We start from the raw sequence: 21,245 nt of genomic DNA, 5'->3' as shown, positions 1-21,245 counted from the left end.
CGGCGGCACCGCCCGCCCCGGTGGCCCCTCCGGCCCGGCCCGGGGTTCCGCCGGCGTCCGGACCGGTTCCGCCGCCGGCCGCCGCTGCGAACGGCGTCCAGGGACCCGGCGGGGCCCAGCCGCCAGGAGCGGCCCAGGTGCCCCCGCCGCCCACGGCACCGCCCGCAGCACCAGCACCGGTGCCGGCACCGGCACCGGCACCCACGGTCCCGGCTCCCGCTCCGCCGGTCGCGCCCCCGCCGGTGGCATCCCCGCCGGCCGCGCCCCCGCCGGCTGCGGCTGCCGCACCTGCGCCGGCCGGTCCGGCTGCGGCGGCGGCTGCCCCGGCGGCGTCCGGCGTGCGTCTCGACCGGCGTGCGCAGGCGTCCGGGGACACCCCGGCGGCCGGCGACGACCGCACGCCCCGAGCGGCCGGAGCCGTGTGGGACGACCGCACGCCCCAAGGGGCCGGAGCCGCCTGGGAGGGCCGCACGCCCGAGGCGGCCGGAACCGGCTGGGAGGGCCCCCCGTCCGCAGACGCCCCCGCCGCCCGGGAGCCGCAGGCGTCCGGCGCGGCGCAGGCACCGGCCGGCACGGCCCCCGGCGGCGACGCGCACCGGCCCGCACAGCCCGACGAGTACCCCCTGCAGGCCCCGGACCCGCGGGTGGCGCCCGAGCCGGCCCCGGCCGCCGCAGCCGCGGTCTGCGTGGCCTGCCGCGCGGGCCGGGTGGACGACGACGGCTACTGCGAGAACTGCGGCCACGCCCAGCCGCGCGAACGGGACCACATGGAACAGGAATGCGGCCCGCTCGCCGCGGTCAGCGACCGCGGCCTGCGCCACCACCGCAACGAGGACGCCTTCGCCGTCGGCACCACCACGCTGCCCGACGGCTCCCCGGCGTCCGTCGCCCTCGTCTGCGACGGCGTCTCCTCGGCGACCCGTCCCGACGAGGCGTCGCTGGCCGCGTCCCGGACGGCCGGGGACGTGCTGCTCGCCGCCCTGCCGCGCGGGACGCACCCGCAGCAGGCGATGCACGAGGCGATCCTCGCCGCCGCCGACGCGGTCAACGCGCTGGCCGACGAGCCCGCCGCGGGCCAGGAACGCGGCCCGCACCAGAACGCCCCCGCCTGCACCCTCGTCGGCGCGGTGGTCACCGACGGTCTGCTGGTCGTCGGCTGGGTCGGCGACAGCCGCGTCTACTGGGTGCCGGTGGACCGCTCCGCGCCCCCGGCCCGGCTCACCGAGGACGACTCCTGGGCCGCGCAGATGGTCGCCGCCGGCCTGATGGGCGAGGCGGAGGCGTACGCCGACCAGCGGGCCCACGCGATCACCGGCTGGCTGGGCGCCGACGCCTACGAGGTGGAGCCGCACACCGCGTCCTTCAAACCGGACCGGCCCGGTGTGGTCGTGGTCTGCACGGACGGACTGTGGAACTACGCCGAGTCGGCCGACGAGATGGCACGTGTCGTCCCCCTCGACGCCGCCGCCCGCCCGCTGCACGCGGCCCGGGTGCTGGTCGGCCACGCCCTCGACGGCGGGGGCCACGACAACGTAACAGTGGCGCTCGTGCCGTTCCCGGCCGTCCCGCAGGGGGCAGGATCGGCCTGAGGCCGAGTACGGAAGAGGCGGGGGCGGCGACAGGAGCGCCGGCGGGAGGAGTACGGCCGGCGTCCGGCGGGGAAGCCTCAACGGGCCGGAGGGGACCGGCCCGTCAGCCGCGCCGTCCCGCGTCACCGGGGCATCGGAGGGGGATCGAAGCAGGCATGGCCAACTTCGCGAAATCGAACGTGCCGCAGTTCTCGCTGGACGTGTACCAGAACGAGTACCTGCCGGAGGGCGGCACCGAGGTCAACGCCATCGTCACGGTGACCGCGACCGGCGGCGGCACCATCGGCAGCGCGGTGACCGCCCCGCACCTGTACGCGCCCGGGGAGGGCCCGTCGGCGGCCGTCGTCCTGATGGTCGACTGCTCCGGCTCGATGGACTACCCGCCGACGAAGATGCGCCACGCGCGCGACGCCACGGCCGCCGCGATCGACGCGCTGCGCGACGGCGTGCACTTCGCGGTGGTCGGCGGCACGCACGTGGCCAAGGAGGTCTACCCGGGCGCCGGACGGCTCGCCGTTGCGGATGCCACCACCCGGGAGCAGGCGAAGCAGGCGCTGCGCGCGCTGAGCGCGGGGGGCGGCACGGCCATCGGCACCTGGCTGCGGCTGGCCGACCGGCTGCTGGCGTCGGCGGACGTGGCGATCCGGCACGGCATCCTGCTCACCGACGGGCGCAACGAGCACGAGTCGCCCGACGCGCTGCGGGCCGCCCTGGAGGCGTGCGCGGGCCGTTTCACCTGCGACGCCCGCGGGGTGGGCACCGACTGGGAAGTGAAAGAAGTCACAGCGGTCGCCTCCGCCCTGCTCGGCAGCGCCGACATCGTCGCCGATCCGGCCGGTCTCGCCGACGACTTCACGCGCATGATGGAGGCGGCGATGGGCAAGGAGGTCGCCGACGTCGCGCTGCGGCTGTGGACACCGGCCGGGGCGACTGTGAGATTCGTCAAGCAGGTCGCGCCGAGCGTCGAGGAACTCACCGGCCGCCGCACCGAGGCGGGCCCGCGCGCGGGCGACTACCCGCTGGGGTCCTGGGGCGACGAGTCCCGCGACTACCACCTGTGCGTCGAGGTCCCGCCCGCCGCCGTCGGCCGGGAGATGCTGGCGGCCCGGCTGTCCCTGGTGATTCCCGGGCCCGCGGGCCCCGGCGGGGAGGGCGCGGGCGCCGCCGAGAGCCTCGGCGCGCAGGGTCTGGTGCGCGCCGTGTGGACGGACGACATGGCCGCCTCGACGGCCATCGATCCCCAGGTCGCCCACTACACGGGACAGGCCGAACTGGCACAGGTCATCCGACAGGGGCTGGATCTGCGCAAAGCGGGAGACAACGACGGGGCGACGGCCAAACTGGGCCGGGCGGTCCAGCTCGCGAGTGCCTCGGGCAACGCCGATACTGCGAAACTGCTTGCGAAGGTGGTGGACGTGGTCGACGCCGCGACCGGTACTGTGCGACTGAAGACGAAGGTCGAGGAGGTCGACGAGATGACTCTCGAGACCCGGTCCACCAAGACCGTCCGCGTGAAGAAGTGACCACAGCCAGACGAGCCTGACCCCCCGGGGTCGGAGAAAACCGGCCGACCCGGCCGGACAAGGAGAGGGGGAAGCGCCGACATGCCGACCTGCCCGAACGGACACCAGTCGGGTTCCGACGACTGGTGCGAGGTGTGCGGTCACCGCATGGCCGGTGCCGTGCCCCCACCGCCTCCCCCGCCGCCCGCGCCCGGCGGCGGCTACGGCTTCCCGCCTCCCGGCCCCGCGGGCCGGCCCGGCCCGGGCGGACCCGGTGGTCCGGGCGGGTACGGCGGCGGGCCGGAGCTGTGCCCCCAGTGCCGCACGCCGCGGGAGGGCGCCGCGCCCTTCTGCGAGGAGTGCCGGTGGAACTTCCTGACCAACACGGCCACCTCCTACACCCCGGCCGCGCCCCCGCCGCCCCAGGGCCACGGCCAGGGGCACAACCCGGGTCAGGGCCAGGGGCACGGTCAGGGACACGGCCAGGGTCAGGGTCAGGGCGGGCCGTTCGGGCAGCAGCCCGGCCCGTCGTACGGCGGTGCCGACTCCTTCGACTACCAGGGCTCGCGTCCGTCCCAGGTGAACCGCCCCGCCGAGCCGATCCCGCCGGGCCCGCACGGCTTCGGCGGCGACCCCTCGCGGCAGGCCCCGCCGCCCCCCGGTCCGGGCGGGCACGGCGGCCCGGGCGGCCACGGTGGTCCGGGCGGCCACGGCGGACAGGGTGGTCCCGGTGCCCCGCAGGGGTTCCAGGGCGGACCCCCGGCGCCGCCCGCGTACCCGCAGGACACCGGCCGGCCCCAGCAGGGCGGCCCGTCCTTCGGCGGCGGTGACGACGACTGGGTCATCTCCCCGCCCTCCGGCGGCCCCGGCGGCGGTGGTCCCGGCGGCCCGAACGGCCCCGGCGGGCGCGGTGGTTACGGCTACCCGCAGCCCGGCGCGACCCAGGCCCCGCCCGGTCCCGGCTACCCGCAGCAGCCGCAGGGACCGACGACCTGGATCGCGACCATCGGCCCGGACCGCGAGTACTTCATGGCGATGATGCACCGCTCGGGTCCCGAGGCCGCGGGGCTGAACCTGCCCGCGTACTCGCCCGAGCAGCAGCGCACGCTGACCGGCAACCAGATCACGATCGGCCGCCGCCGGCACTCCACCGGCGACACCCCCGACATCGACCTGTCGACGCCTCCGGAGGACCCGGGCGTCTCGCACCAGCACGCGGTGCTGGTGCAGCAGCCGGACGGCAGCTGGGCGGTCGTGGACCAGAACTCGACCAACGGCACGACGGTCAACGGCGGCGAGGAGCCCATCCAGCCCTTCGTCCCCGTCCCGCTCCAGGACGGCGACCGGGTGCACGTGGGCGCCTGGACGACGATCACCATCCGCCGCGCCTGACGGATCCGCCGGGCCAGGGCCGCGGGGTCACGGGGCCGCTGAGCTGAGCCGGGGTCGCGCGGCCCGGGTCCACCGGTCCTGCCGGTCGCTCCGATCCCGCCGCGCTCGGCGTTTGAGGCCCTGCGCCCGGGCGACGTCGTGGGTCCACGGACTCCGTGGGCCCGCCGACACCGTGGGCCCACTGCGGCGGTGCGGGCGGCGCGGGGTGCCAACGGACTGCCGGGCCGCCCTGCGCGGCGGGCCCTCAGCAGGGCGGCAGGGTCCAGACGTGCGGCCCCGCGGGGTCGTCCAGCCACGCCCGGGTGCCGTCCTCGCCGACGGTGAGGCCGTAGCGCTCGCGGCCGGGGCCGCCCTCGCGCTCCCACAGCGCGTACGCCTCCCGGGGGTCGACGGCTCCGGCGGTCAGCGCCAGCAGGAACCGGAACAGTTCGCGCCGGGTGGCCCGGCGGGGCAGTCCGCTCGTGTCGGGCAGCACCGGCCGGGCCCGGCTCACACCGCGCAGCGGCACGAAGTAGGCGGGCGTGGACAGGAACCGGCCCTCGGCGTGGTCCGCGTCGCGCACCGTGAGGGCGATCAGTCCGGTGGCGTACGGCGCCAGGATGCGGGCTCCCGGCCGGCACTGGCCGAGCCACGGGAGCGGCACCCCGGGCAGGGCGCAGGTGGCGATGATCCGGTCGAAGGGAGCGCGCGCGGGCACTCCGCGCGCCCCGTCGGCGGTGACGACGGCCGGGCGGTACCCGGCGGCGGCGAGGTGCCGGCGGGCCGACTCGGTGATCTCCGGGTCGAGGTCGACGGTCGTGACCAGCTCGTGCGTGTCCGGGTCGTGGCCGCCGAGCCGGTGGGCGAGGAGGGCGGCGTTGTAGCCGCTGCCGGTGCCGATCTCCAGCACCCGCTGCCCGTCCCGCACGGCCAGCGCGGCGAGCATCAGGGCCATCAGGGAGGGCTGGCTGCTGGAGGAGAGCAGTTCCCCGTCGCGCAGCCGGGTCGCCAGCGGCATGTCCTCGTAGGCGCCGTGCAGCCACCGCTCCCGCTCCCGGGGGTCCGGGCTCTCGCCCCAGCGCCGTTCGTGGCCGCCGACGACGCCGACGTAGTAGTACGGCAGGAACAGGTGGCGCGGCACCGCCGCGAACACCTCCCGCCACACCGGGTCGGCGGCGAAGGCGCCGCTCGCGTCGATCACGCGCACCAGCGCCGCCCGCGCCGTGACGGCGGGATCGTCCCCGTCGGCCCGGCCGCCGGCGTCCTGCCGCCCCGCGTGCCCGCCCATCCCTCCACGGTACGGGCGGCGGGCCCAGGAGGGCGGTCGGCGGCACGTCCGGCGCCCGGCCGGGGCGGGGGCGGCAGGACCTAGGGCCGAAGTCCTATGCCGTGCCGTCTGAGAGCATGGACGGCGTGACAGAGATTCGGCGCGGCACGCTTCAGGAGCAGACGTTCTACGAGCAGGTCGGCGGGGAGGAGACCTTCCGCCGGCTGGTCCACCGTTTCTACCAGGGGGTGGCCGAGGACCCGCTGCTGCGGCCCATGTACCCGGAGGAGGACCTCGGCCCGGCGGAGGACCGGCTGCGGCTGTTCCTCATGCAGTACTGGGGCGGCCCCCGGACGTACAGCGAGAACCGCGGTCACCCGCGACTGCGGATGCGGCACGTCCCGTTCAAGGTCGACCGGGCGGCGCACGACGCGTGGCTGAAGCACATGCGGGACGCCGTCGACGAGCTGGACCTCTCCGAGGAGCACGAGCGCACCCTGTGGGACTACCTGACGTACGCCGCGGCCTCCATGATCAACTCGCCGGACTGACCGTCACGGGCCGGCCGGGCCCGGCCCGGTGAACCGACCGGCCCCGTGAGCCGGCCGGCCGCCTTCGGCCCCCGACCGGTCGCCGCCGACCGGTCGCCCTGGTCCGGTCACCGCCGACCGGTTGCCGCCGACCGGGTCCCGCTGAGCGCCGGCGGAAGCGGAGCCGCCCCGACCGTACGTTTTCAGCCACGGACGTACGCATTCCGGTCCCCCGGCACCGCATTCCGGTCACGATCCGGTCAAGGCCGGTCCGACAGCGCTTACTTCCGACCGGTCGCCTCTGACACCATCCCCCGGGGATCGGATGACACGGGGGGTACGGGTGGGAAGCGCCGGGGGGTTCGCGCGGTTCGTCCTCGCCCGGGCACGTGCCCGTCGTCCCCTGCTCGCCGCCGCCCTGCTGACCGTCCTGCTGACCACGGCGGTGCTGGCGACCCTCACCGCCTACTCCGGGGCGATCGGCGACGCCGCCCTGCGGCACGCCCTGCGCGACCCGCGCAACGCCGCCGACACCGCGCTCGTCGTCCGGTCCCAGGTGCCCGCGGGAGAGCGGGAGGCCGCCGAGCAGGCCGTGCGCGACCGGGCCCGCGCGTCCTTCGACGGCCTGCCGGTCACCCTCGGCACCCTGACCCGCTCCGGCGCGTACGCGCTGCCCTCCACCGCGGGCCGGACCGACGGGCGCGAGGCCCCGGCCGGGGAGGCGGACGCACCGGCCGACGGCGGCTCCCCGGACGCCGCGCAGCCCGACCTCACGCACTTCGCCGCGCTGGAACGCGACCGGGTCCGCATCACCGCCGGCCGGATGCCCGCCGCGCCGGCCGGCGGCACGGTCGAGGCGGCGCTGCCCGAGGCCGCCGCCGGCCGGCTCGGTCTGGAACCCGGCGCTCGGCTGCGCCTGACCGACCGCCTCGGCGGACCGGCGGTCGACGTGCGCATCACCGGCGTGTACCGGCCGGTGGACGCCACCGCCGCCTACTGGCAGCTCGACGACCTGCGCGGCCGCGGCGCCGTCGAGGTCGACTTCACGACGTACGGTCCGCTGCTCGCCGACCCCGCCGTCCTCACCGGGGGGCGGGTCAGCGACGGCGGGACGGCCTGGCTGGCGTCGGCGGACTTCTCGGCGGCCCGCACCGGCCGGATCGACGCCCTGCGCACCGCCGTACGGGACGGCGCCGCCGCCCTGCGCGAGGACCGGGCCCTCGGCGGCTCCGCCGAGGCCACCAGCGCGCTGCCCACCGTCCTGGACCGGATCGAACGGTCGCTGCTGGTGTCCCGCACCACGCTGCTCGTCGTCGGGCTACAGCTCGCCCTCCTCGCCACCTGCACCCTGTTCCTGGTGGCCCGGCTGCTCAGCGCCGAACGCGCCGGCGAGAACCGGCTGCTGCGGGCCCGCGGCGCGTCCCGCGCCCAGCTGGCCCGCTTCGCGGCCCTGGAGGCACTGCTGCTGGCGCTGCCGGCCGCGGCCGTGGCCCCCCTGCTGGCCGGCCCGCTCACCGGACTGCTGGCCGGGCGCGGCGCGCTGGCCCGGATCGGTCTGCACCTGGACACCACGGTCGGCGCGGTGGCCGGACGGGGCGCGGTGTGGCTGGTGGCGGCGGGCGTGGCCCTGGGCTGCGCGCTGGCCGTGACGGTGCCGGCGCTCACCTCGTCGTTCGCGGCCGGCCGGGCCCGGCCGCTGCCCGGGGCGGTGCGGGCGGGCGCGGACGTGGGGCTGCTGGCGGTGGCCGCCGTCGCGTTCTGGCAGCTGAGCCGGCAGCCGTCCGGGGCCGTCGGCCGCGACCTGGAGGTCGACCCGCTGCTCGTCACCGCGCCCGCCCTGGCCCTGCTGGCGGGTACGGTGCTGACCCTGCGGCTGCTGCCGCCGGTGGCGCGGCTCGCCGAGCGCCGGGCGGCCCGCGGACGCGGGCTGCCGGGGGCGCTGGCGGGCTGGCAGCTCAGCCGCCGCCCGATGCGCGGGGCGGGCCCGGTCCTGCTGCTGGTGCTGGCGGTGGCGCTGGGCATGCTGGCGATCGGCCAGGGGTCGTCGTGGGAACGCTCGCAGAGCGACCAGGCGGACTTCCGCGCGGGCGCCGAGGTGCGGGTGCTGGGCGCCGGGGAGAGCGAGCCGGGCCACACCCAGGCGTACGCGGCCGTGCCCGGCGTCGAGACCGTCGCGCCCGCCCACCGCGCGTCGGTCCCGCTGTCGGGCAACCGGTCCGCGACCGTGCTGGCCCTGGACACCGCGTCCGCGTCCGGCACCCTGCTGCTGCGCTCCGACCTCGCCGACCGCCCCGGAGCGCGCCTGCTGGACGCCCTGGCGCCGAAGGGCCCGACGGCGGGCGTGCCGGTGCCGGCGGACACCGCGCGGCTGGCGCTGACCGCGCGCATCCGGGGTGCGGGCACCGCGGCCGGGGACGGGGACGCCGCGGACGGCGGGGCGGGCACCCCGGCGGCCACCGTGCTGGCCACGCTGGTCGACTCCCACGGCACCCCCTACAAGCTCCCCCTGGGCCGCCTCGCCGCCGACGGCCGGCCCCACACCCTCGTGCTGGACCTCGCCGCGGCCTCCGCCGCCCCGCCCGGGGCGATGACGCTCACCGCGCTGCAGCTCGACCTCACCCAGCCGGCCGGGGCGTCCGAGGAGCACCGGTTCACGGTCTCCCGGCTGGTGACGACCGACACCGCCGGCCGGGACCACCGGGCGGACCTGCCCGCCACCTGGACGGCGACCGCGCGGGCGGGCACCGCGGAGCCGTCCGCCGGCCCCGGCACCGCCCCCACCCGGCCGCGCGTCACCGCCACCGGCCCGCTGACCCTCACCTACGGCACCGGCCACGCCCCCCGGGACTCCTCCGGGACGCCCTCGCCGCTCACCGTGCGGATGCAGGTCCCCCAGCCCGCCGTGCCCGAGGTCGCCGCCGTCGCCACGGACCGGTTCCTCGAGTCCGCGGGCGCCCGCCCCGGGCAGCGGGTGGACGTCACCGTCGACGGCTCCACCGTCCCGGTGCGCCTGGTCCGCTCGGTGCGGGAACTGCCGTCCACGGCGACCGGGGGCGCGGGCGACGGCGGGGCGCTGCTGCTGGACCTGCGGGCGGTCAACCGGTACCTCCAGACCCGTCACGGCGAGGGCGTGCCGCCCACCGAGTGGTGGCTGCGGACCGCGTCCGGCGCCACGGACCGGGTGGCCGCCGCGCTGCGGGACCGGCCCGACGTCGAACCGTCCCGGGTCGTGGTGCGCGACGAGATCGCCGAACAGTTGCGTGACGACCCGTTCGGCGCCGGACCCGAGGCGGCCTTCGGCGCGACGGCCCTGGCGGCGGCGGCACTGACCGCGGTCGGCTTCGCGGTGAGCGCGGCGGGCGCGCTGCGCGAGCGGACGGCGGAGTTCGCGGTGCTGCGCGCCCTGGGCACGTCCCGGCGCCGGCTGGCCCGGGTGGTGATCGTCGAGCACGGGGTGCTGGTGGGTCTGGCGCTCGCCGTGGGCGTCGTGCTCGGCGCGGTCCTCGCCCGGGCCGTGATCCCGCTGGTCATGCTGACCTCGGAGGCGGCCCGGCCGGTGCCGCAGGTGCTCGTGGAACTGCCCGCCGGCCGGGTGCTCGTCCTGCTGGCGGCGGTCGCGGCCGTCCCGCTGGCGGTGACGGCCGTACTGGCGCTGCGCCGCGCCGACCCGGTGACGTCGCTGCGGGAACGGGGAGGTGAGTGAGGTGACCGTCCGGTCCCCGCGGCCGAGGGTGGCCGCGCCCTGGGTGCGCACCCGCCTGCGGGCCGCGCCCGGCACCGCATTGGCGCTGGCGCTGCTGGTGGCGGTGACCGCGTTCCTGGCCGCCGCACTGCCCCGGGCGGTCGACCGCTCCGGCGACGGCGGCCTGCGCCGGGCCGTGACGTCGGCGGGGGCCGGACGCACCGTCCTGCAGTTCGCCGCCCCACCGGAGGCCGAAGGGGCCGGTCAGGAGGCCGCGGCGAGCCTGCGCGGGGCGGCGCTGGAGGAGTACCGCGCCGCCATCGTCGGCGCGGCCGACCCTTCCCTGCCCCTCGACCCGGGCCAGTCGGCGTCCGGGGTGCGCAGCACCGAGCCGCAGGAGATGCGGGAGCCCTGGCTGCCCCGCCCCGACGGGCTGCCCCCGCGGCTCGACCTGATCGCCCAGAGCGGGCTCGACGAGCACGCCCGGCTGGAGGCGGGGCGGTGGCCGCGCGCCGCAGGGGACGTCACCGCCGGCACCCCCCGGGTGGAGGCCGCCGTCAGCTCCGCGACCGCCCGGCGCCTGAACATCGAGGTCGGCTCCGTCCTGCGCTTCGCCGGGGAGCGGCGGGGCCCGCTCACCGTGCGGATCACCGGCATCGTCGCGCCCCGCGACCCCCAGGGGTCCTACTGGTCCGTCGAGCCCCTGATGCGCACCCCGGCGCTGACGGTCCTCCACGGCGACCCGGAACTGCGGCAGTACTGGAAGGCCGCGCTGCTGCTGCCGCCGGACGCCGCCCCCGCCCTGCTGGGCACCGCCACGGACCCGCACCGCTTCTGGAACCTCGCCCCCGCCGTCGACGGCTTCCACGCCCACGACGTGTCCCGGCTGCAGACCGCGGTGGCGGCCACGGAGTCCGGCCCGGTGCTCCAGCGGGTGCGCGAGGAGACCTCGTCCGCCGTGTCGGCGCGCACCGACCTGGACGAGGTGCTCATCCACTACGAACAGCTGCGCGCGGCCATCGGCCCGCTCGTCTCGGTCGCCGCGTTCGGCACCGGCACCGTCGCCACCGTCGTCCTGCTGATGGCGGGCGGGCTGGCCGCCGGCCGGAGGCGGGCCGAGCTGACGCTGCTGCGGGCCCGCGGCGGTTCACTGACCGGCCTCGGCGGCCGGCTGCTGGCCGAGACCGCGGTGGTGGCGCTGCCCTCGGCGGCCCTGGGCCTGGCCGCGGCCTGCCTCGCCGTCCCCGGGGCCCGGCTGCCGTACGCGGTCGCCGCCGCCGGTGCCGTCGCCCTCCTCGGCTGCCTGGCCCTGCCGCTGCGGGCCGTCGCCGCCCACCGCGCCGTGCGGGTCCACACCGGCCGGGAGGACCTCACCGCGGTCCGGCCGTCCCGACGGCGCACCGTCGCCGAGCTGACCCTGCTCGTCCTCGCCGTGGGCGCCGTCGTGGCACTGCGCACGCGCGGCGCCACGGACGGGTCCGGCGCGTCCGGCGACCACCTGGTGTCGCTCGCCCCGGTGCTGGTCGGCTTGATCGCCGCGCTGGTCCTGGTGCGCCTCCACCCGCTGCCGCTGCGCGCCCTGGCGCGGCCCGCCCGCAGGCTCCGGGGGGTCGTCGGCCCGCTGTCGCTGGCCCGGGCGGGCCGCGGCTCCGGCTCCGCCGTCCTGCCCCTGCTCGCCCTGCTGACCGCGCTGACCACCGCCGCGTTCGGCGGGTCCGTCCTCACCGGCGTGGCGGACGCCCGCGACCGCACGGCCCTGCTGGCCGTGGGCGCCGACGCCCGTGTGGAGTCCCTGCACGTCCTCCCGGCGGACCTGGCCGACCGGGTGCGCCGCACGGCGGGCGTCGAGGACGTCACCGTGGCGGGCGTCTCCCACTACGCCCGTCCGCAGGACGGCTGGGACGTGGTGCCGGTGGTCGCCGTCGACCCCGCCCCCTACGCCGCACACACCCGGCGCACGGACATGGGCGCCTTCGACGCGCGCGTGCTGCGCGCGCCCGGCGCACCGTCGGGGGCGAGCGCCTCCCCGGGAACCGGCGGCGGGAGCGGGACCGGCGCCGGTGACGGCGACGACGACCGCGCCGGCTCCGCGCCGCTGACGGACGCCCCGGCAGCGAGCGCGGCGGATCCGCTGCCCGCCGTGGCGTCGCCCAAGGTGGCCAAGCGGTTCGGCACCCGGCCCTTCCCGGTGCGCATGGAGGACCGGAGCATCGTCACCCTGCGGATCGTCGAGGTCCGGGACCGGACACCGGCGGTCGTCGGGGACCAGTTCCTGGTGGTGGACCGGTCCGGGCTCAGCGCCCGCGCCGCGCGTCCCACGACGCTGCTCGTCACCGGCGACGCCCTCGACCCGGCGGCGCTGCGCCGGACCGCGGGCGACGACACACTGGTGCAGATCCGGGCGGAGGAACGCGCCGGCTACGTCGACTCCCCGCTCCAGTCCGGCGCCGAGCGCGTCTACACCGCCGCCGTGACCGCGGGCGCCGGGTACGCCGTCCTCGCCCTGCTGCTGACCCTGGTGCGCGCGGCCCCCGAACGCGCCGCCCTGCTGGCCCGGCTGCGCACCATGGGCCTCACCCGCGCCCAGGGCCGCCGCCTGCTCGTGCTGGAGTCCCTCCCGCAGGCCCTGCTCGCGGCGGTCGGCGGCACCCTCACGGCGTGGGCCACCATCGTCCTGCTCTCCCCCGGCATCGACCTCACGACGATGGCCGTCCCGGACACCGTCACCTCCCCCGGCCGCGCCGTCCTGCGCACCGACCCGGTGGCCCTGCTGGTCCCGGCCGTGGTGGTGGTCGCCCTGACCGTCGGCGTCGCCGTCGCCCAGGCATGGTGGACGGGCCGGCGGGGCTCGGTGCGGGAACTACGGGCAGGAGACGCGAGATGACCCCTGACGGACAGCACCGCACCGGCACCTGCCCCGAGCCGCAGTCCGAGCCGCAGCCCGCCCCGCGCACCGCACCCGCGCGGCGGGCCCGCCCTGCGCACCGCCCTGCGCTCCACCCCCGTCCCGCATCCCGTCCGCCACGGACCGCACCCCGGCCGCGACCGGCCGGCTCCCGTCCAGGAGACCGCCGATGACGACCCAGCCCACGCTCGCCGACCTCGCCCGTCGCGTCTCGGCCGACCGCGACCGCCCGGCCTTCGGCCACGACGCGCTGATCACCTGCGACCGGCTGGTCCGGGTCTTCACCGCCGACGGCGTGGAGGTCCAGGCACTCCAGGGCCTCGACCTCCTCGTGCGGGACGGCGAGCTGATGGCCCTGGTGGGCGCCTCCGGCAGCGGCAAGTCCACGCTGATGAACATCCTCGCCGGACTCGACACCCCGACGGCGGGAGCGGCCCGGGTCGCCGGGCGGGACCTGCTCACGATGACCGCGAAGGACCGCCTCGCCTACCGCCGCGAGGTCGTCGGCTTCGTCTGGCAGCAGACCTCGCGCAACCTCCTGCCGTACCTGACGGCCGCCCAGAACGTCGCGCTGCCCATACGGCTGCGCGGCGGGCGAGGCCGGGCGGCACGCCGGGCGGGCACCGAACGCGCGCTGGAACTGCTGGAGTTGCTGGAGGTCGCCGACTGCCGCGACCGCCGCCCGCACGAGATGTCCGGCGGGCAGCAGCAACGCGTCGCCATCGCGGTGGCCCTGGCCAACGAGCCGTCGGTCCTGCTCGCCGACGAGCCCACCGGCGAACTCGACTCCCACACCGCGGAACAGATCTTCGCCGCGTTCCGCACCGCGAACGAACGCCTCGGCACGACCATCGTCATCGTCACCCACGACCAGGCCGTCGCGAGCGAGGTCCGCCGCACGGTCGCCATCCGCGACGGCCGCACCTCCACCGAGGTGCTGCGCCGCAGCGAGGTCGACGAGGCCACCGGTCACGAGACCCTGGTCGCCCGCGAGTACGCGATGCTCGACCGCGCGGGCCGCCTCCAGCTCCCCGCCGAGTACACGCAGGCCCTGGGCATGCGGGACCGGGTGGCCCTGGAACTGGAGCCCGACCACATCGCCGTCCGCCCGGACGACAGCGAACGGAACTGAGCGCACCGCTCAGGTGAGCGGGCGCACCTGAGCGACGTCGTACTCGGCCACCGCGGCGGCGAGGATCGCCCCGCCCTGCTCGCCGCCGGGACCAGCGCCCCGGAACGCCTCCACGGCCGCCTGCGTCTCCCACCGCTCGAAGACGTTGACGCGCCCGGCGTCCACCGGGTCCGCGGTGACGGCGAAGTCGAGGCAGCCCGGCGCGCGGCGGGCCTGTTCGACGACGGGCACACAGCCCGCCACATAGGACTCACGCTGCTGGGGGTCCACGACGATGTGCCCCGCGACGATCACCACGTGCTGCTCCCTGCTTCGGTCCGAACCGGCTGTCACCGACTACGACCGTCGGCCGGGTCCAAACTCATCGGCCGGGGCTGTAGTGGTAGTCGCCGGCCGGGTCCGGACTCATCGGCCAGGGGCGAGGCTCCTCGATCGAGGCGGGGCTCGTCGGTCGAAGTGAGGCTCGTCGGTCGAAGTGAGGCTCGTCGGTCGAAGTGAGGCTCGGAGGCCGAAGCCGGGCCCCGTCGACGCCGGGGGCCGGGAAAGGGGGACGGAGGCTGGCACCGGTCCGGGCTCCCGGCGGACGGGCCGACTCGGCGCGCTCTGAGAGCCCCTGGTGGACCGGACCGGCTCAGCGCACGCTGAGTCCCAGTCCCGCGCCGAGGCCCGCGCTCCGCACGGCGATCGACCCGTACGGGGTCCGCAGACGCAGCCAGGCCCCCGAGGCGAGGAGGGCGGCGGGTTCGGCGCCGCGGAGGAAGCCCAGCGACTGCGCGGCGTGCACGGCACGGACCGGCAGGCCGGTGTCGCCGACCGTACGGGACCAGATCTCCCGTCCGATCGTGTCGAGTTGGGCGCGGGTGCGCGCCTCGGGCGCCAACTCCCCCGCCCGCGTACGGAATTCCGCGACCGCGGCGGAGACGAGCGCGCGCAGGGCGTCCGGTTCCGGCAGCCCCGGTTCGGCGGCCCGCCAGCCCGTGCGCGGCGGCAGCACCCCGGCCCAGGGCGGGCCGGTCACCGCCGCCGGGACGTCCGCCGTGGCAGCCGCGAGGTCCAGCGACTCCAGCAGCTCACCGGCGGACACGGTCACGTCGAGGGTGACGTCGAGCCCGTTCTCGTACGGCTTGGCCAGCCGCACCGCGCGGATGGCCAGCACCTCGAAGGACGGCGGCCGCCCGAACACGGCGAGGGCGGTGCCGGCCGCCTGGAGCCGCACCGCCGCCGCACGGTCGTAGTGGAGCAGCCGCGAGAGGAAGGCCGCGAGGTCCGCCGCCTCCCTCTCGTCGGCGAGCTGGAGTGCCGTCATGCCGCGACGGCCTCCTCCTCGGCGTCGTCCGTGTACTCGCGCAGGAACTCCCGCTCCTCCTCGGTGAGGCGGCGCGGGCGCTGCGCCGCGAAGTCGAACGGCACGATCACCGTCGACGCTCGGACGTAGACGAGGTCGTCGTCCTTCACCTCGTAGGTGAGGGTGAAGGACGCCGCCCTTATCTCGGTGACCCACAGCTCGATGTCGACCGGCGTGTGCCGGTGGACAAGCTGGCGCTTGTAGTCGATCTCGTGGCGCGCCACCACGGACCCCTGCTGGAAATCCTTCTCCGGGCGGAACAGGAAGTCGATACGGGCCTCCTCCAGGTAGCGGAGGAACACCACGTTGTTGACGTGGCCGTACGCGTCCATGTCCGCCCAGCGCAGCGGGCAGCGGTAGATGTGCCGCAAGACCGATCAGCCCCGGGTCAGCTTCTTGTAGGTGGCGCGGTGCGGACGCGAGGCGTCCGGGCCGAGCCGCTCGATCTTGTTCTTCTCGTACGACTCGAAGTTGCCCTCGAACCAGAACCACTTCGACTCACCCTCGTAGGCGAGGATGTGCGTGGCGACGCGGTCCAGGAACCACCGGTCGTGGGAGATGACCACGGCGCAGCCGGGGAACTCCAGCAGGGCGTTCTCCAGGCTGCTGAGGGTCTCGACGTCCAGGTCGTTGGTCGGCTCGTCGAGGAGCAGCAGGTTGCCGCCCTGCTTGAGGGTGAGCGCCAGGTTCAGGCGGTTGCGCTCACCGCCGGACAGGACACCGGCCGGCTTCTGCTGGTCGGGGCCCTTGAAGCCGAACGCCGACACGTAGGCGCGCGACGGCATCTCGACCTGGCCCACGTTGATGTAGTCCAGCTCGTCGGAGACGACGGCCCACAGCGTCTTCTTGGGGTCGATGTTGGCGCGGTTCTGGTCGACGTAGGAGATCTTGACCGTGTCGCCGACCTTGATGGTCCCGGAGTCGGGCTCCTCGAGGCCCTGGATCATCTTGAACAGCGTCGTCTTGCCGGCGCCGTTGGGGCCGATGACACCGACGATGCCGTTGCGCGGCAGCGTGAAGCTGAGGTCGTCGATCAGCAGCTTGTCGCCGAAGCCCTTGCTGAGGTTGTTCACCTCGACGACGACGTTGCCCAGGCGCGGGCCCGGCGGGATCTGGATCTCCTCGAAGTCCAGCTTCCGCATCTTCTCGGCCTCGGCGGCCATCTCCTCGTAGCGCGCCAGACGCGCCTTGGACTTGGCCTGCCGCCCCTTGGCGTTCGACCGCACCCACTCCAGCTCGTCCTTCAGGCGCTTCTGCCGCTTGGCGTCCTTCGCGCCCTCGACCTTCAGGCGGGCCGCCTTGGTCTCCAGGTACTTCGAGTAGTTGCCCTCGTAGCCGTGCAGGCGGCCGCGGTCGACCTCGCAGATCCAGCCGGCCACGTTGTCCAGGAAGTACCGGTCGTGGGTGACGGCGACGACGGTGCCCTCGTACTTGGCGAGGTGCTGCTCCAGCCAGTTCACGGACTCGGCGTCCAGGTGGTTGGTGGGCTCGTCGAGGAGCAGCAGGTCGGGCGCCTCCAGCAGCAGCTTGCACAACGCGACGCGGCGCTTCTCACCACCGGAGAGGTTGCTGACGGGCCAGTCGCCGGGCGGGCAGCCCAGCGCGTCCATGGCCTGCTCCAGCTGCGCGTCGAGGTCCCAGGCGTTGGCGTGGTCGAGCTGCTCCTGCAGCTTGCCCATCTCGTCCATGAGCTCGTCGGTGTACTCGGTCGCCATCTGCTCGGCGATCTCGTTGAACCGGTCGAGCTTGCCCTTGACCTCGGCGACACCCTCCTGGACGTTCTCCAGGACGGTCTTGTCCTCGTTCAGCGGCGGTTCCTGCAGCAGGATGCCGACGGTGTAGCCGGGCGTGAGGAAGGCGTCACCGTTCGACGGCTGCTCCAGCCCGGCCATGATCTTGAGAACGGTCGACTTACCGGCACCGTTCGGGCCGACGACTCCGATCTTCGCTCCCGGCAGGAAGCTCAGGGTGACGTCGTCGAGGATCACCTTGTCGCCGTGCGCCTTACGCGCCTTGCGCATGGTGTAAATGAACTCAGCCAAGAGAAACCGTCCGGCAGCTTGAAACAGGCAGTGGGCAGATACACCCCATCTTGCCGCACCGCCACCCCTGGGAGGAAACGCGTTCGGCGCGACGCCTCTGACCTGGGACTTCGTCCGAGGCTACGGTGCGCGCCCCGTCACTGTCCGTCGCCGTCGAGTGCCCGGGGCCGTCTCCCACCGTCCGGGCCGCCACGGATGCCTCCCGGGCTCCGCGCCGTCTCCCACCGTCCGGACGGCCACGGGTGCCTCCCGGACTCCGCGCCCGGGCGCGGGCGGTGGTCACCCTCATGGGAGGTCGCGGCGGCTCTCGCCGACCGGCCCCGCGAGGCCCCGCCCGGGGCGGCCTTCCGGGCCCCGGTAGGCTGCGGCGACGCCCGGGAGCCGGGCCGGCACACGCCGGAGGGAAGTGTCCCGCCCGGCCGGCCCGACATCAGGAGTACCGTCCGTGAACGCAAGACGCCGCCGACTGCTGCTGGCCACCGTCGGCCCCCTGCTCGAGCCCGACGAGCGGGTCGAGGTCGCGACCATCGTGAACCTGACGTCCGTGTCGGTGGGCCGGACCGCTGCGTTCGCGGCAGCCTCGGTCGTCATGAGCGGCGGCATGGCGGTGATTCCCACGCCCGCTCCCATGTACCTCACCATGACCGACCGTCGCCTCCTCGTCTTCCGGGCCGATCCGATGTTCGCCCGGCCTCGGGAGCATGTGATGACGGTCGCGCGCGCGGGGCTCGTCCGCTCGGAGATCAGGGAGCGTCTGCTCAACTCGTTCTTCGTCGTCTCCGTGCCGGGCGCCGGACAGAGCCTGAAAATCATCTTCCCGCTGGCCGGCCGCCGTGACCGGAACGCGGTAGCGGCTGCCCTACCACTCGCCGGGTGACCCTCCCCGACCGGACGGGAACCTGACGGCCGCCCGGGACGAGCGGAACGGCCGTTCGCCGCCCCCCTCCGCCGAAAACGTCATGCGGGAAACCGAGGGCCGAACGCGCCCCCCACGGTCCGGGGGCCTGATCCGCCTGGGACGCCCCTCGTCGGGTCGGCGGGGAGAACCGCTGGCGAGGACGCCAACGACGCCATCGCTCCGCGCCTCGGGCTGCCTCGGCTGCCCGTCGTACCGTGGCCGGACGACTGGGCCGCCGCCGGGCCGAGCGGGCTCCACTGGAAGACGCGGCCGCTCGTGGAGTGGGCCGGCCGTCGGCCGTTCCTCTGGGTGGACGACGAGATCGGCCCGACGGACCGCCTCTGGGCCGAGGCCGGGCATCCCGGGCCCGCCCTGCTCCACCGCGTCGACCCGGCCCGGGGCCTCACCGACGCCGACTTCCGCGCCCTCACCGCCTGGCTCGGTGCCCTGGCCGTATGACGCCCCTCCCGCCGCAATCGCCTTGAGGAGGGATGGGGGCCTCGGGATCATGGTCGTATGCATCCCGCATTACGCCGCGCCGCCGGCATCACTGCCGTCCTTCTCGCCTTCGCCCTCGCCTTCTGGCTGGCGCTCGGTCCGTCGCGGGACTGGGAGGGCGGCACGAGATGGCTTCGGCACGGGCTCGCCCTCGGCTCCCTCGGACTCCTGAGCCTCGGCGCCCGCCTGTCCGTCCCTGCGCGCAGCCGCGCGACGACGGACACGGCACCTCGGTAGCCGTCCTGCTCGCGTGTCTCCGGAACCGCTGGAACCACATGAACCGCTTGGATTTCGGGGGTGACCGCACGCTTGCCGCCCCACCGGTGGTGTGATGGCCGCATGCGACCCGGGGCATGTGTGACCAGTAACCACATCGAGGCGTGGCACGGCGGCTCGCTCCCGGCCGGGGCCCGGATCGGGCTCTGGACGGTCCTGCGCTGCTCGCTGCTGCCGATCCTCGTCTGGACGGGCATCGCGTGCTTCACCTTCTTCGTCTACAGCCCCGTCGTGCCCGTGGTTCTCGGTGGGCTCTTCGTTCTGTCGTTCGCCGTGTCGTTCGGACGGCGCCGCAGGGCACGGCACACGCTTCGCTGCAGCGCCTACGGGGCGCTGGGCGGCGTGCTCGACGCATCCATGGCCGGGTTCTGAGGGGCGGGCCCGCCCCGGCCGGTGGCGGACCCGCGCCGTCAGACATCAGAAGGCGGGGCGGAACCTTCCCCGGTCAGTCGCCGGGCGGGGTTTCGCGACGGCGGGCGACGAGGAGTCCGGCGCCGCCGAGGACGACCAGGCCGATGGCCGTGCCGGCGATCCAGGGGGTGGCGCTGGAGGAGCCGGTCGCGGCGAGGTTGGTGTCGGACGGCGTGCCGCCCAGCGGGGTGGGGCTCGGAGCGCTGTAGGTGCGCGCGGCGTTGCCGGTCTCGGCGGCCCGGGTCAGACAGTCGAGCATGCCGGTGAAGCGCTGCTGGAAGCCGTCAGGCCCCTGGACGGTGAAGTCGTAGGGAGCGTCCTCGCTGAGCGCGACGGTCACCGTGCGGGACTCTCCCGGCGCCACCGTGTGCTTCTGGCCGACCACTTCGAAGGTGAAGGGTTCGTCCCCCTGGTTGGACGCGGTGACGTCCACACCGCCCTTCGCGCAGTTCTCGCGCGCGGACACGGCCGGGACGGCGCCCTCCTCCGCCCACGTGACGCTCGCCGACGCGGAGACGGTCGACTCGCTGGAGCCGGCCAGGATCTGGGTCTGGCTACGGCTCACGGAGGAGAAGGCCCGGCCGACCGGGACGGTGGTGGCAGCCTGCGCGGTGAGGCGAGCCGTGCCGGCCTCCGTGTCCTCGGGCACCTCGAAGAAGATCTGGCTGCCGTTGACGGCCTCGGTGACGGGCTCGCCGTTCTTGTCGACGAGGCGCACCTCGTCCCGGGCGGCGTTCGCCTGCGGCGCGACCGTCACGCTGCGGGCGTCCGTGCGGACCGTCACCGGACCCACCAGCTCTCCCGGGCGCCCGGACACGACCGGCGGGTCGAGGGTGAGTGACGCCCTGGGCTCCTTCAGGTTCCGGGCGTTCTTCTCCAGATAGTCGGCGAGCTGCTCGGCCTGCGGGTCGACGGCGTCCACGGTGACGTCGTCGGCGTACCGCCAGATGGCGACCTGGGTTCCGGCCGCCGCGTCCTCCTCGGTGAGCGGGCCGCGCACGCCGGCCTTCTTCGCGAGCGCCGCCAGGTCGTTGACCTGGGGGTAGGAGTTCTGCAGGATCCAACGGATCCGTCCCGCGTCGTCGTTGACGCCGAGGGACGTGCTGCTCCACGCGGCCTCGTGGTACTTGGCGTCCTTCTGCGTGGGCGTGTGGACGTCGACGCAGTAGGTCTGGAGCATGCCCCCGCCGTCGACGGACATCTCGAACAGGCCCGCCGACACCTGCTGGTCGCTGCCGTCCTCCATGCGTATGACGGCCGCCCCGAAGGTCTTCAGTCCGCCTATGGTCGCCGTTGCCCCTCCCTGTTGCGGCGCCGTCTCACCGGCGGCGGCCGGGCTCGCACCCACCGCCATCACGCCCGTGGCGGCGAGTCCGCACACCAGCGTCCCGGCGGCGAGACGCACCGGTCCACGCCCGCGCACGGACCACGCAGAGAACGAAGCAAACACCGAATTCCCTTCCGAGCAGGACCCGTTGACGTGGGGGGCACGGTCCCACCAGCAGAATCACCGGCCCCGAGAGTCCCGGTGGCCATGCCCGGCATCCTAAGGAGGCCACGGACCGCCCCTGCCGGTGATCGCTTCGGACGACTGATCCGATCCGCAATCGTTATCGCCAGGACTCCCGTGGGCAGGGATTGTCGACAAATCTCCTTGGGAGCCTTCGGTATGCAGCCTCCGATAAGCCGCACTTCGGTCGGCGCCGGGAGAGCAGCGGCAGCAGGGCAGCCGTCGGGTGGACGGGGTGAGGGCGGAGAGAGCGGTTACCTCAAGCATGGGCGCGCCCGCACCCGACG

At 75.6% G+C, this 21,245-nt stretch carries 16 protein-coding genes and 1 pseudogene; 11 read left to right on the top strand and 6 right to left on the bottom strand.

Annotated elements, in window-relative coordinates:
• Window positions 1–137: 137 nt before the first annotated feature.
• From ACSU53_RS20510 to ACSU53_RS20500, 3 genes are all read left to right on the top strand, one after another.
• Window positions 138–1,589 carry a PP2C family protein-serine/threonine phosphatase gene (locus ACSU53_RS20510; protein ID WP_437029779.1) on the top strand — a complete coding sequence of 484 codons (1,452 nt, stop codon included), beginning with the start codon at window positions 138–140 and terminating at the stop codon, window positions 1,587–1,589.
• A gap of 155 nt (window positions 1,590–1,744) precedes the next feature.
• Entirely contained in the window at window positions 1,745–3,112 is a 1,368-nt protein-coding gene (locus tag ACSU53_RS20505) for a vWA domain-containing protein (RefSeq protein WP_437029777.1), read from the top strand.
• Window positions 3,113–3,193: 81 nt separating this feature from the next.
• Window positions 3,194–4,483: an FHA domain-containing protein gene (locus ACSU53_RS20500; RefSeq protein ID WP_437029775.1), complete on the top strand. Its 1,290-nt coding sequence runs from the start codon at window positions 3,194–3,196 to the stop codon at window positions 4,481–4,483.
• Window positions 4,484–4,727: 244 nt separating this feature from the next.
• On the opposite strand, the gene ACSU53_RS20495 is transcribed toward ACSU53_RS20500, so the two are convergent.
• The gene (locus ACSU53_RS20495; RefSeq protein ID WP_437029774.1) at window positions 4,728–5,750 is read right to left on the bottom strand and encodes a methyltransferase domain-containing protein; all 1,023 of its coding nucleotides are present in this window, start codon (window positions 5,748–5,750) and stop codon (window positions 4,728–4,730) included.
• A 116-nt stretch (window positions 5,751–5,866) separates the two neighbouring features.
• On the opposite strand from ACSU53_RS20495, the gene ACSU53_RS20490 reads away from it, so the two are divergent.
• The 4 genes from ACSU53_RS20490 (at window position 5,867) to ACSU53_RS20475 (ending at window position 13,978) form a co-directional block, all read left to right on the top strand.
• Entirely contained in the window at window positions 5,867–6,280 is a 414-nt protein-coding gene (locus ACSU53_RS20490) for a globin (protein ID WP_437029772.1), read from the top strand.
• A 322-nt stretch (window positions 6,281–6,602) separates the two neighbouring features.
• Window positions 6,603–9,962 (top strand): FtsX-like permease family protein, encoded by a 3,360-nt coding sequence (locus ACSU53_RS20485; protein WP_437029770.1) that lies wholly within the window; start codon window positions 6,603–6,605, stop codon window positions 9,960–9,962.
• Between the two features lies 1 nt (window position 9,963).
• The gene (locus tag ACSU53_RS20480) at window positions 9,964–12,825 is read left to right on the top strand and encodes an ABC transporter permease (protein WP_437033302.1); all 2,862 of its coding nucleotides are present in this window, start codon (window positions 9,964–9,966) and stop codon (window positions 12,823–12,825) included.
• Between the two features lie 190 nt (window positions 12,826–13,015).
• Window positions 13,016–13,978, top strand: coding sequence for an ABC transporter ATP-binding protein (locus ACSU53_RS20475; protein WP_437029768.1), 963 nt, complete (start codon window positions 13,016–13,018; stop codon window positions 13,976–13,978).
• A gap of 9 nt (window positions 13,979–13,987) precedes the next feature.
• Here the strand turns inward: ACSU53_RS20475 and ACSU53_RS20470 are convergent, their stop codons facing one another.
• The 4 genes from ACSU53_RS20470 to ettA all read right to left on the bottom strand — a co-directional run bounded on the left by ACSU53_RS20470 (window position 13,988) and on the right by ettA (window position 17,365).
• Entirely contained in the window at window positions 13,988–14,275 is a 288-nt protein-coding gene (locus ACSU53_RS20470; RefSeq protein ID WP_437029767.1) for a putative quinol monooxygenase, read from the bottom strand.
• A gap of 334 nt (window positions 14,276–14,609) precedes the next feature.
• Window positions 14,610–15,284 carry a hypothetical protein gene (locus tag ACSU53_RS20465; protein ID WP_437029766.1) on the bottom strand — a complete coding sequence of 225 codons (675 nt, stop codon included), beginning with the start codon at window positions 15,282–15,284 and terminating at the stop codon, window positions 14,610–14,612.
• Entirely contained in the window at window positions 15,281–15,694 is a 414-nt protein-coding gene (locus ACSU53_RS20460) for an acyl-CoA thioesterase (RefSeq protein WP_164350470.1), read from the bottom strand. Before ACSU53_RS20460 ends, ACSU53_RS20465 begins: the two co-directional genes overlap by 4 nt.
• A 6-nt stretch (window positions 15,695–15,700) precedes the next feature.
• Window positions 15,701–17,365 (bottom strand): energy-dependent translational throttle protein EttA, encoded by a 1,665-nt coding sequence (gene ettA / locus ACSU53_RS20455; RefSeq protein ID WP_437029764.1) that lies wholly within the window; start codon window positions 17,363–17,365, stop codon window positions 15,701–15,703.
• A 445-nt stretch (window positions 17,366–17,810) separates the two neighbouring features.
• Between ettA and ACSU53_RS20450 the strand changes: the two genes are divergently transcribed.
• The 4 genes and pseudogenes from ACSU53_RS20450 to ACSU53_RS20435 all read left to right on the top strand — a co-directional run bounded on the left by ACSU53_RS20450 (window position 17,811) and on the right by ACSU53_RS20435 (window position 19,409).
• Complete coding sequence (locus ACSU53_RS20450) at window positions 17,811–18,242, top strand: hypothetical protein (RefSeq protein ID WP_437029763.1); 432 nt, start codon at window positions 17,811–17,813, stop codon at window positions 18,240–18,242.
• Window positions 18,243–18,419: 177 nt separating this feature from the next.
• A pseudogene (locus ACSU53_RS20445) lies at window positions 18,420–18,722 on the top strand (HAD domain-containing protein); the annotation flags it as partial.
• Between the two features lie 57 nt (window positions 18,723–18,779).
• Window positions 18,780–18,998 (top strand): hypothetical protein, encoded by a 219-nt coding sequence (locus ACSU53_RS20440; protein WP_437029761.1) that lies wholly within the window; start codon window positions 18,780–18,782, stop codon window positions 18,996–18,998.
• Between the two features lie 120 nt (window positions 18,999–19,118).
• Window positions 19,119–19,409 (top strand): hypothetical protein, encoded by a 291-nt coding sequence (locus ACSU53_RS20435; RefSeq protein WP_362089855.1) that lies wholly within the window; start codon window positions 19,119–19,121, stop codon window positions 19,407–19,409.
• Window positions 19,410–19,482: 73 nt separating this feature from the next.
• Here ACSU53_RS20435 and ACSU53_RS20430 read toward each other — a convergent pair whose 3' ends face one another.
• Window positions 19,483–20,898 carry a Cys-Gln thioester bond-forming surface protein gene (locus tag ACSU53_RS20430; protein ID WP_437029758.1) on the bottom strand — a complete coding sequence of 472 codons (1,416 nt, stop codon included), beginning with the start codon at window positions 20,896–20,898 and terminating at the stop codon, window positions 19,483–19,485.
• Between the last annotated feature and the right edge of the window lie 347 nt (window positions 20,899–21,245).

This window comes from Streptomyces sp. enrichment culture, assembly GCF_964273255.1.
In the GTDB taxonomy this organism is placed as follows: Bacteria; Actinomycetota; Actinomycetes; order Streptomycetales; family Streptomycetaceae; genus Streptomyces.
Note: the sequence above shows the minus strand (reverse complement) of the source record. Positions and strands in the feature narration are given on the sequence as shown.